This window comes from Galbitalea sp. SE-J8, from assembly GCF_030345695.1.
GTDB lineage: Bacteria > Actinomycetota > Actinomycetes > Actinomycetales > Microbacteriaceae > JAUASV01.
In genome coordinates this window covers 126830-137305 of the sequence record NZ_JAUASV010000006.1, presented here as the reverse complement: position 1 = coordinate 137305, position 10476 = coordinate 126830, and the positions used below count along the sequence as shown (strand labels likewise).

10 protein-coding genes are annotated in these 10476 nt (G+C 69.2%); 7 read left to right on the top strand and 3 right to left on the bottom strand.

The window, feature by feature from the left end; translation table 11 throughout:
• The 5 genes from infB to QT381_RS06445 form a co-directional block, all read left to right on the top strand.
• A partial coding sequence (gene infB / locus QT381_RS06465; protein WP_289247989.1) for a translation initiation factor IF-2 occupies positions 1-2141 on the top strand: 2141 nt, incomplete at its 5' end.
• A gap of 76 nt (positions 2142-2217) precedes the next feature.
• Positions 2218-2658: a 30S ribosome-binding factor RbfA gene (rbfA, locus tag QT381_RS06460; protein WP_289247988.1), complete on the top strand. Its 441-nt coding sequence runs from the start codon at positions 2218-2220 to the stop codon at positions 2656-2658.
• 246 nt (positions 2659-2904) lie between these two features.
• Positions 2905-3138 (top strand): hypothetical protein, encoded by a 234-nt coding sequence (locus QT381_RS06455; RefSeq protein ID WP_289247987.1) that lies wholly within the window; start codon positions 2905-2907, stop codon positions 3136-3138.
• Between the two features lie 434 nt (positions 3139-3572).
• Positions 3573-3998 (top strand): hypothetical protein, encoded by a 426-nt coding sequence (locus tag QT381_RS06450; protein ID WP_289247986.1) that lies wholly within the window; start codon positions 3573-3575, stop codon positions 3996-3998.
• A 34-nt stretch (positions 3999-4032) separates the two neighbouring features.
• Positions 4033-4749 (top strand): carboxypeptidase-like regulatory domain-containing protein, encoded by a 717-nt coding sequence (locus QT381_RS06445; RefSeq protein ID WP_289247985.1) that lies wholly within the window; start codon positions 4033-4035, stop codon positions 4747-4749.
• Between the two features lie 156 nt (positions 4750-4905).
• On the opposite strand, the gene QT381_RS06440 is transcribed toward QT381_RS06445, so the two are convergent.
• Positions 4906-6201, bottom strand: coding sequence for an MFS transporter (locus QT381_RS06440; protein WP_289247983.1), 1296 nt, complete (start codon positions 6199-6201; stop codon positions 4906-4908).
• A gap of 594 nt (positions 6202-6795) precedes the next feature.
• Positions 6796-7701: a DNA-formamidopyrimidine glycosylase family protein gene (locus QT381_RS06435; RefSeq protein WP_289247981.1), complete on the bottom strand. Its 906-nt coding sequence runs from the start codon at positions 7699-7701 to the stop codon at positions 6796-6798.
• Positions 7702-7782: 81 nt separating this feature from the next.
• On the opposite strand from QT381_RS06435, the gene QT381_RS06430 reads away from it, so the two are divergent.
• Positions 7783-8892, top strand: a complete 1110-nt coding sequence (locus tag QT381_RS06430; protein WP_289247980.1) for a glycoside hydrolase family 25 domain-containing protein — start codon at positions 7783-7785, stop codon at positions 8890-8892.
• Here the strand turns inward: QT381_RS06430 and QT381_RS06425 are convergent.
• Positions 8889-9758: an iron-sulfur binding domain-containing protein gene (locus tag QT381_RS06425; protein WP_289247979.1), complete on the bottom strand. Its 870-nt coding sequence runs from the start codon at positions 9756-9758 to the stop codon at positions 8889-8891. The genes QT381_RS06430 and QT381_RS06425 overlap by 4 nt on opposite strands.
• A gap of 327 nt (positions 9759-10085) precedes the next feature.
• Here QT381_RS06425 and QT381_RS06420 point away from each other — a divergent pair, with 327 nt between their 5' ends.
• Positions 10086-10472 (top strand): hypothetical protein, encoded by a 387-nt coding sequence (locus QT381_RS06420; RefSeq protein ID WP_289247978.1) that lies wholly within the window; start codon positions 10086-10088, stop codon positions 10470-10472.
• Positions 10473-10476: the final 4 nt, after the last annotated feature.

Below are 10476 nucleotides of genomic sequence, written 5' to 3'. Positions count from 1 at the left end.
CGGGCGGTCCCGGCCAGGGTCCGCGCCCCGTCGGCTTCGGCCAGCGCCCCGGCCAGGGCGGCGCCGGTCGTCCCGGCGGCGGCGGCCGTCCCGGTGCCGGCGGCGGCGCCGGCGGCTTCCGTCCGGGCGGTGCGCCCGGCGGCGGCTTCGGCGCGCCCCGTCCGGCCGGTGCCGGCGGTCGTGGCCGCGGCCCCGGCGGTGGCACGGCCGGCGCGTTCGGTCGCGGCGGCCAGAAGTCGAAGGCCCGCAAGTCGAAGCGCACGAAGCGCGCCGAGTTCGAGATGCGGGAGGCCCCGCAGCTCGGTGGCGTCGCGATCCCGCGCGGCAACGGCGCGGTCATCCGGCTGCGTCGCGGTGCGTCGATCAGCGACCTTGCCGACAAGATCGAGACGCTGACCAAGATCTCCGTGCAGCCGGGTGCACTCGTCACGGCGCTGTTCCACCTCGGTGAGATGGCGACCGCGACCGAGTCGCTCGACGAGTCGACCTTCCAGGTGCTCGGCGAGGAGCTCGGCTACCAGATCCAGATCGTGTCGCCCGAGGACGAGGACAAGGAGCTCCTCGAGGGCTTCGACATCGACCTCGACGAGGTCGACGACGACGAGGACCTCCAGCCGCGTCCGCCGGTCGTGACCGTCGTCGGCCACGTCGACCACGGCAAGACGAAGCTGCTCGACGCCATCCGTCAGACCAACGTCGTCGCGGGCGAGGCCGGTGGCATCACGCAGCACATCGGTGCCTACCAGGTGTGGAAGGAGCACGAGGGCGTCGAGCGCGCCATCACCTTCATCGACACCCCTGGTCACGAGGCGTTCACCGCCATGCGTGCCCGTGGCGCGCAGGTCAGCGACATCGCGATCCTCGTGGTCGCGGCCGACGACGGCATCATGCCGCAGACGGTCGAGGCGCTGAACCACATGCAGGCGGCGAACGTGCCGATCGTGGTCGCGGTCAACAAGATCGACAAGGAGGGGGCCAACCCCGCCAAGGTGCGCCAGCAGCTCACCGAGTTCGGTCTCGTCGCCGAGGAGTACGGCGGCGACACGATGTTCATCGACGTGTCGGCGATCAACAAGATCGGCATCGACGAGCTGCTCGAGGCGGTGCTGCTCACCGCGGATGCCGGGCTCGACCTGCGCGCGAACCCGGACCGCGAGGCCCGTGGCGTCGCGATCGAGGCGAAGCTCGACAAGGGCCGCGGCTCGGTCGCGACCGTGCTCATCCAGTCCGGAACGCTGCACGTCGGCGACGCGATCGTCGCGGGCACGGCCTACGGTCGCGTGCGCGCCATGACGGATGAGAACGGTGACGCCGTGCTCGAGGCGCTGCCGTCCCGGCCGGTGCAGGTGCAGGGGCTGTCGAGCGTCCCGCGCGCCGGCGACACGTTCATCGTGACCGAGGACGACCGCACGGCGCGTCAGATCGCGGAGAAGCGCGAGGCCGTCGAGCGCAACGCCCAGCTGGCCAAGGCCCGCAAGCGCATCTCGCTCGAGGACTTCACCCGCGCCCTCGAGGAGGGCAAGGTCGACGCGCTCAACCTCATCATCAAGGGCGACGTCTCCGGTGCGGTCGAGGCGCTCGAGGAGTCGCTGCTCAAGCTCGAGGTCGACGAGAGCGTCCAGCTGCGCATCATCCACCGTGGTGTCGGCGCGATCACCGAGTCGGACGTCAACCTGGCGACCGTGGACAACGCGATCATCGTCGGCTTCAACGTGCGCCCGGACACGAAGGCGCGCGAGCGCGCCGGACGCGAGGGTGTCGACATCCGCTTCTACTCGGTGATCTACTCCGCGATCGAGGACATCGAGAACTCGCTCAAGGGCATGCTCAAGCCCGAGTACGAGGAGGTGCAGTCGGGTCTCGCCGAGATCCGCGAGGTGTTCCGCTCGTCGAAGTTCGGCAACGTGGCGGGTGTCTACGTGCGCAGCGGCACGATCACGCGCAACGCGAAGGCGCGCGTCATCCGTGACGGCGTCGTGCTCGCCGACGGCCTGGCCATCGAGTCGCTGCGCCGCTTCAAGGACGACGTCACCGAGGTGCGCACCGACTTCGAGTGCGGTATCGGCCTCGGCAAGTACAACGACATCCAGATCGGCGACGAGATCGAGACGATCGAGTTGAAGGAGAAGCCGCGGGTCTGATCCGGGTCGTTTCGGGGCCCCGACTCTCGCCGGAAGGGTGAGAGCGGGGCCCCTCCCCTCACGTAAAGGAATTGCTATGGCACAGGGAGACCGGGCGGCCAAACTGGCCGACCGCATCCGCGAGATCGTCGCCCGGCGACTCGAGAAGGGCATCCGCGATCCGCGGCTCGGCTTCGTGACGATCACGGATGTGCGCGTCACGGGCGACCTGCAGCACGCGAGCGTGTTCTACACGGTCTACGGCACCGACGAGGAGCGCGCGGACTCCGCGGCGGCGCTGAAGTCTGCGACCGGGATGCTGCGCACCGAGGTCGGCAAGAACATCACCTCGCGCCTCACTCCGAGCCTCGAGTTCATCCCCGACGCGATCCCCGAGAACGCGAACCTCATCGAGGGACTGCTCGCACAGGCCCGCGAGCGCGACTCGGCGGTCGAGGCCGCCCGGGCCGGCGCGCGGTACGCGGGCGACGCGGACCCGTACGTCAAGCCGCGCGAGTTCGACGACGCCGAGGATTGACACCGGGCCGGTCTAGCCGGGTCTGGCCGGTCGTTCTCGCACCGACCGCTTCCTGACGCCGTCTGGGTCCTAAAAGTGAGCGCTTGCGAAGCTACCCGCCGCCGCGTAACGTCCCTGCCACAGACGAATGGTGCGCTCGCCATGGCCGCGTCGCTGCTGAGCACGTCGGAAGCTTCAGCTCAAACGTGTTCGGTTGCTCACAATGAGTCGACGGGCCCAGACCTTGTCTACCGAACCCCTTGGAGCGTGAACGACCCGAACATCCACTGGAGCCGCGCCTATTGCACAGACGGTGTCTACGCCCGAAACGGCGACTACATCGGCTCGAATCATACCGGCTGGGACTGGTACAGCGGGACGACAGCGAATTTCGATGTCTACGCCGTGCAAGATTCGGAGACGCGTGACTGGGATGCTGATTTCTTCAATTCAAAAGCTTACTTGAAAGCGAGAAGCGTCACCTACGACGGCGACTGGTGATGACGTGAACGCGGGCTTGGTCGGAGCAATGGCTCTGTTGGCAATTGTCCTGACAGGGTGCGCGGCGCAAGCACGCCCGTCAGAAATACGCACAACAACAGACGATGCGTCTCCCGTGACCGAATCAACGAACTGCGGGAAACTGCTTGATTTGCTTGACGTTGTCAATGCAAATTCCTATCGCCTAAGGGGCTGATAATATGCAAGATAGTGCGGCGGGTGCTCGCGTTTTGGGGGCTACCGCGTTGATAGTTCTTGCTCTCTCGGGGTGTGCTGGTCGTTCGGATGCCCTGAGTGAGGGTAGCGACGGGGCGCCTACTGTTTCCCCGCGGGCGAGTGCCACGGCTGAGCCCACTCCCACGTCCTCACCGTCGAAGAGTCAGCCAAGCGAGAGTGACACGCCCCCTCCCACCCCCGCCGCATCGGGAATCGCCATGACCTGTGCGGGTCTGCTCGGCGAAGATGCAGTAGCTGAGCTTGCCGCACAGGGATATCGCGATGCTGGCGCCACGTACAGTGCGGACGCTCTTAACCGGAGCGGGTTCTTGGCAGACGTTGGGGGGCGCGACGGAATAGCGTGCGGATGGATCGGAGAGTCACTCGCCGACCAATGTCTGGCTTTTGCGTACGGGCACCTCGATGCGGAAGTCGCGGACAGTTATCGCGATCAGCTCGGTCTCGTTTCCCCTGTGTCTCGAGCGGTTGAATATGACACCTATGAGTTGACCGACTCCGTCTATCAAGGTAAATCGCGGTTTGCTTTTGGTGACGGATTTGCCGTGTACATGTTTCAGGACGCGTGCGACTCGAAGGATTACTTGTCGATCGTGGCCGAGAGAGCAGCGAGCGTATCGCAATGACTCCCGTTTCGGCCGCGACTCGGAGGAGGTTCGAATGAGATTGCGATCATTTGTACAGCAGGGCCGGCATGGGAGACGCCCGTGGAGATTCGCATCTGCAATCGCCCTCTCACTGGCCGCGACGGTCGCAATACCTGCCGTTCCTGCCGCATTTGCGAGTGCTGACAGCGCGGCCATCACCGGCAGGGTAGTCGGCCTGCATGGCGTGCAGTCGGGAGTCAGTGTGTGGGCGAAAAGCGCCAAGGGTGTGACCGCAAGCACAATTACAAACTCGCATGGCACGTTCGTTCTCGACAACCTGAGGCCTAGCACGTATGCGCTGAAGTTCAGCGATCCGCGCGGTCTCATTCGATACAGCGAGGCGCCCACTAACGCGCATTATCGAACGGAGTGGCTTGGAGGAAACACATCGTTCAGATCGTCGGATACGATCACCCTGAAAGCGGGTGAGAAGCACAGCGGAGTGCGTGAGGTCATCGGTGTGGCATCATCGATCAGCGGGCATGTTTATGTGAACGGTCGTCCGGCCAAATCGTCCGACAACGTGGCTCTCGAAGCATTCGATGCGGATAAGCCCATCACTGGAAAGTTCGTGGGTGGGACATATCACCTCTACTTCAATGCGGGAAACTACCGACTACGGGTACGTTCCACGGTGGGCGCCTTCGCCACGTTTTATGTGATCGACCCAGCTGATGGGAATCGGGTATTCCACATGAACGGCTCGAATATCCACATCACGATTCCCTGAGACATCACCGAGTTCGGCCCGGCGGGAGCACGGATGACGTTCCTGCTGGCGCGGGACGCTCCCGCGATCGACGCGGTGCAGCTCGCGCGCATCGGGGCGAGCGGCGGACTGGGCGGGCATCCGACGACCGGGTGGCGCGCGTGAGCCCCGTACTGGTCAGTCCTGTGCTTGCGGGTCCTGTGCGCGCGGCGTCGTTGAGATCCGCGGCAGGTCCCGCATGCGCCACAGCGGCGAGAACACGACGAAGACCGCGGGCAGCAGCGTGCCGACCGCGCCGATCCACAGGGCGGCGTGTGCGCCGAGGGTGGCGCCGAGCACGCCCGCGAGCAGCCCGCCGATCGGCATGACGCCCCACACCACGAAGCGGATCGACGCGTTCATGCGGCCGAGCAGCGCCGGCGGGCAGATGCGCTGACGGAACGTGACTTGGGCGATGTTGTAGACGAGCACGCTGAACGAGATCGCGAACTCGGCGACCGCGAGCACGACGAACGCGAGCGGCGCCGTGAGCCACGGCAGCAGCCCGAGCGGCAGCAATGCCACCCCGAACACGATCGCGGACACCGGGATGACGTGCCCCTCGCCGAGCACCCGTGCGATGCGCGCCGAGAGTGTCGCGCCGAGGAGTCCGCCGATCGCGCCGAGGGAGATCGCGACGCCCCAGAGTGCGGTGCTCAGCCCGATCTCGCGCAGCACGACGATCGGCAGCAGGGCCGTGGCGATCGTCGAGAACAGGTTGCTCGTGGCGGTGCATGCGACGATGCGGCGCAGCAGCGGCTCACCGATCACGAACGCCGCGCCCTCGCGGATCTCGACCGGCAGCGGCCGGCGGTGTTCGCGCGGCGTAGGCCGCTCGTCGTCGCGGATGAGCGCGAGGGCGACGAACGACAGCAGGTAGCTCACGGCGTCGATCGCGATGACGACGGCCGGCCGCACGATGGCCAGAAGCGCGCCGCTCGCCGCCGGTCCGACGACGCGGGCGAGCTGCTGCGTCGCCTCGAGCTTGCCGTTCGCGTCGCCGATCGTCGCGGGCGGCACGAGCACCGGCAGGTAGCTCTGGTAGGCGACGTCGAAGAACACGGTCGCGCATCCGATGACCGCGGCGACGACGAGCACATGGGTCATCGTGAGCGCGCCGGCGAACCAGGCGAGCGGGATCGTCGCGAGTGCGAGCGCGCGCACCAGGTCGGCGCCGAGCATGACGCGGCGCTTGCGCCAGCGGTCGATCCAGGCGCCCGCGGGCAGGCCGATGATGAGGAAGGCGGCGGTCTCGAGCGCGCCGAGCAGGCCGACCTGGAACTCCGTCGCGGCGAGCACGGTGACGGCGAGGGTCGGGATGGCGAGACCCGCGAGCTGGGTGCCGATCGCGCTCGCCGACTGGCCCGACCAGAGCGTGAGGAAGGCGCGGTGGCGCCACAGGCTCGGGGCGGCATCCGTCGTCGTGTCGGTCACCGCGATAGCGTCCCACGAACGGCGAGATCGTCGCCGAGCTCGACCTCAACCCCGGTACAGCGCTGCACCGCATGCGAGCTTACTCGTCGACACCGGCTTCCTCGCCGCCGAGGGGCCGCGGACCGCGCGACGCGGATCGAGCCAGATCCCGTGTGGCGCGACCGGGCGCTCATGGAACACCCGCGTGCCGAACATCCGGCCGCCGCTCGCGCACCCTCACCGAGGCGCTCGTCGGCGTGCCTGACGGCGTCGCCCGTCTACCGGACTGCCGTGAAGAAGGTGAGGAACACGAGCTGCACCTGGTACGTGTCCGAGGACGAGTGGCTGACCATCGTCGCGCTCCCGGCGCAGGGGTTCTCGGTCGTCCGCGCCGAGTCGCTGACGTCGTATCAGACGATCGAGGTCGCCGGAGCCGAGCATGCGCAAACGCTGCACGACTCGTGGGACGTGCCGATCGCGGTTGCGCAGCGCGGAGTCAATCGGCTGGACGTGCAGGTGACCCACGGCGATTCAGTGATCGACGCGATCCCGGGATGGTTGAGCGCGCTCGATGAGACGGCGGGATCGCGAACGCATCCCGGCGCACCCGCGTCGTCACTTGAGCAGGCGGTCCATCACGCGGTCGCTGAGCTTGCGACCGCCGGTCTGGCAGGTCGGGCAGTACTGGAACGTCGAGTCGGCGTAGATCACCTGCTGGATGGTGTCGCCGCACACCGGGCACGCCTGCCCGAACCGGCCGTGCACCCGCAGGTTCGACTTCTTCTCCGCCTTGAGCTCGCTCGCCGCAAGGCCGTCGGCGCGCGTGATCGCACCGTGCAGGGTCTGGCGGATGGCGGCGTGCAGGTGGGCGGCATCCGTCTCGGCGGCGCGGGCGAACGGCGAGAGCTTCGCGACGTGCAGGATCTCGTCGGAGTACGCGTTGCCGATCCCCGCGATCCGGCGCTGGTCGCGCAGCACGCCCTTGAGCTGGGAACGTCCGGCGGCCCGCAGGATGCCGGCGAGCACGTCGACCGTGAACGCCGGATCGAGCGGATCGGGTCCGAGCGTCGCGATGCGCTCGACGTCGGCGGGAGCGTGCACGACGTGGATCGTCAGGCTCTTCTTCGTGCCCGCCTCGGTCAGGTCGAAGCCGTCGCCGCCCCTGCCCGCGGGCGCGGCGGGGTCGGCCGCGGCATCCGGCTCGAGCTCGAGGCGTGCCGCGATCGGGCCCTTCGAGCCGCGGATCGGACTCGGCGCGGCGGAGCGCCAGCGCAGCCAGCCGGCACGCGCCAGGTGGAACACGAGGTGCAGCTCGTCGCCCGCGACGCCCGCGACGACCACGTCGAGGTACTTGCCGTGACGGTCGACGCCCGTGACCGTGCCCCCGTCGAGTGCCGAGACCGGCGGATCGAACGTCTTCAGCGCGGCGAACGAGACGAGCTGCAGGCGACGGATGCGGCGTCCGATCAGGCGCGATGACAGGTCGGCCACGAGGGCGGTGACCTCGGGCAGCTCCGGCATGACACCCAGTGTGCCGTATCGTCAATGCTCCAGAGTTGGAGCATTGACGCTGCTCGCGACGGCACGCAGACTGGCCGGGCCATGCACCTTCGTTCCGCTCTCCTGCCCATCGTCTCCGTTCTCGCCGCCGCCACGATCGTGGCGGCATCGGCAGCCCCGGCATCCGCCGCGACCAATCCGGCCGGCGCCGACGTCTCGGCACCGCAGTGCTCCGCGAACGGCACGGGCGCCGGTCTCGGCCTGATGCCCCCGGGGGCATCGTTCGTGGTCGTCGGCGTCAACGCCGGCATCGCCACGACGACGAACCCGTGTCTCGGCGCCCAGGCGGGGTGGGCGGCGGGCGCGCCCGGCGGCATCCGTCAGCCCGCCGTGGCCTACTACCTGAACACGGCGAACCCGGCGCTCGCGGGCGTCTGGTGGCCCGACGGGAACGTGACCCAGCCCGCCGCCGGGAACGTGCCGCGGCAGCCGGTGTCCGTCGCGAACCCCTACGGCGCGTGCGCGCACGACGCGAGCGCGGCGTGCGCCTACGTCTACGGCTACTCGATCGCGCGCGACGACGCCACCGCGCGCGGCGTGGCCGCCGGGCGTGGAACGAGGTGGTGGCTCGACGTCGAGACCGCGAACACCTGGCAGGCGGACCGGGTCGCGAACCGCGCCGCTCTCGAGGGCATGACGGCGGCGCTCACGAGCACCGGCGGGACGGTCGGCATCTACTCGACGCCCGCGCACTGGGCCGAGGTCGTCGGCGCGGTGCCCGCGTCGAGCCGACTCGCCGCGCTGCCGAGCTGGCGTGCGCTCGGGCCGGTGTCGCGCTCGGCCGCGGTGCGGGCGTGCGGCCTCGCCTCGTTCACGCCGTCGGGCCGGCTCGAGATCACGCAGTACGTCAGCGGCGGGTTCGACCACGACGTCGAGTGTTACAAGCTGTCGTCGGCCCCGACACCGAAGGTCAGCGGCACGCTGCGCGTCGGCAGGAGGCTCACCGCGAAGGTCACAGCCTGGAAGCCGGCGGCTGTGACGCTCAGCTACCGCTGGTCGCGCGACGGCACGCCCATCGCCCACGCGACGAAGAAGGCGTACCTGCTGAAGAAGGCGGATGCCGGGCACCGCATCACGCTCACCGTGACGGGCAAGAAGACCGGCTATTCGACGATCGTGAAGACGTCGAAGGCGAAGCGGGTCGCGCGCTAGCCGGTCGGCAGCGTGTAGCCGAGCGCCGCGTCGCCGACCGCGAGGCCGTCGGCGAGAAGGCCGGCGAGCGCGCGCTCGCGCTGCGCGTCATCCGCCCACACCGCGGCGAGCTCGGCGCTCGCGACGGGAAGGTCGCTCGCGCGCAGCTCCCGCATGATGAGGCCGCGCACCTGACGGTCGCTGCCCTCGAACCGCTTCTGCACGGGCGCGCGGACGCCCGCGAAGGCCGGCCGGCCGGCGGCGCGCCAGGCACAGCGGCCGGCGATAGGGCACGCGTCGCAGCGCGGATTCCGCGCCGTGCAGACGAGCGCGCCGAGCTCCATCATCGCGACGTTCGTGAGTCTCGCCGCGGCCGGATCGGCGGGCAGCAGCGCCGCCATGTCGGCGAGGTCGCGCTTGTGCGCGGGCCCCGGTTCGCCGCGGCCGTGCACGGCGCGCGCGATCACCCGGCGGGTATTCACGTCGACGACCGGATGCCGGTGCCCGTACGCGAAGGCGGCGACCGCCCGCGCGGTGTAGTCCCCGACCCCCGGCAGCGCCAGCAGCTCGGCGACGTCCGAGGGCACGACGCCGCCGTGCCGCTCGGTGATCGCGACCGCCGCGGCGTGCAGGTTGAGGGCGCGGCGCGGGTAGCCGAGCCGGTCCCAGGCGCGCACGGCATCCGCGACGGGGGCCGCGGCGAGATCGGCAGGGGTCGGCCAGCGCTCGAGCCACGCCTCCAGCCTCGGGATCACCCGGGCGACCGGGGTCTGCTGGAGCATGAACTCGCTCACGAGCGTGCCCCACGCCGTGAAGCCGGGCCGGCGCCAGGGCAGGTCGCGGCCGGAGGCGTGGAACCACGCCCCGACCGGTTCCGTGATGCTCACGCGTCCAGCATCCGTGCTCGCCCTTGGGGCGCCAAATCGCCGGGCTGTCTCAGGCCTCAGGCCAAACCGCCGGGCTGTCTCAGGCCAAATCGCCGGGCTGTCTCAGGAAGGCGTTCGCGTTTCGCTTACTGGAGTTCGTGCACCCGCGAGCACGAACTCCAGTAAGAGAAATGGGGTAGTGCTCTGGGACAGGACAGGACGGGACGGGACGGGACGGGACGGGACGGGACGGGACGGGACGGGACGGGACAGGACAGGACAGGACGGGGCGCGACGCGGCGGAACGAGCCCGGAGGCGGTTCGCGGAGGCGGCGTAGGGTGACGGGCATGGCCAGGTGGGCACCCCAGAAGCAGGACGTTCTCGACGCGCTCGCGACCGAGATCACGACCGTCTACCCGGATCGCGCGATCATCGCGATCCTCGCGGACGACCCCGCGGAGTCCGCGGCCTTCGGTCGCGACCTCGCGGACGCGATCGACGCGGCCGGGCGCGCCGCCACGGTCGCGTCGACGTTCGACGGCGCCTCAGCGGATGCCGTCACGATCGTCACGGGACCGGTCGCGCGTGACGAGACGAACCTCACGCGCTCGCACGTGCAGGTATGGCTCGATCACGGCCGGGACGAGGACCGCGCCCTGCGCCGGAGCATCGGCATCGTGCTCGACGTGAGCGACCCGGAGCATCCGCGCCGCCGGTTCGCGGACAGCTGCTGATGGT

Coding starts and splice junctions, on each gene's coding strand:
- QT381_RS06450 (WP_289247986.1), top strand. CDS start 3,573: ATGACCTGTGCGGGTCTGCTCGGCGAAGATGCAGTAGCTGAGCTTGCC.
- QT381_RS06435 (WP_289247981.1), bottom strand. CDS start 7,701: ATGCCGGAGCTGCCCGAGGTCACCGCCCTCGTGGCCGACCTGTCATCG.
- rbfA (WP_289247988.1), top strand. CDS start 2,218: ATGGCACAGGGAGACCGGGCGGCCAAACTGGCCGACCGCATCCGCGAG.
- QT381_RS06445 (WP_289247985.1), top strand. CDS start 4,033: ATGAGATTGCGATCATTTGTACAGCAGGGCCGGCATGGGAGACGCCCG.
- QT381_RS06430 (WP_289247980.1), top strand. CDS start 7,783: ATGCACCTTCGTTCCGCTCTCCTGCCCATCGTCTCCGTTCTCGCCGCC.
- QT381_RS06420 (WP_289247978.1), top strand. CDS start 10,086: ATGGCCAGGTGGGCACCCCAGAAGCAGGACGTTCTCGACGCGCTCGCG.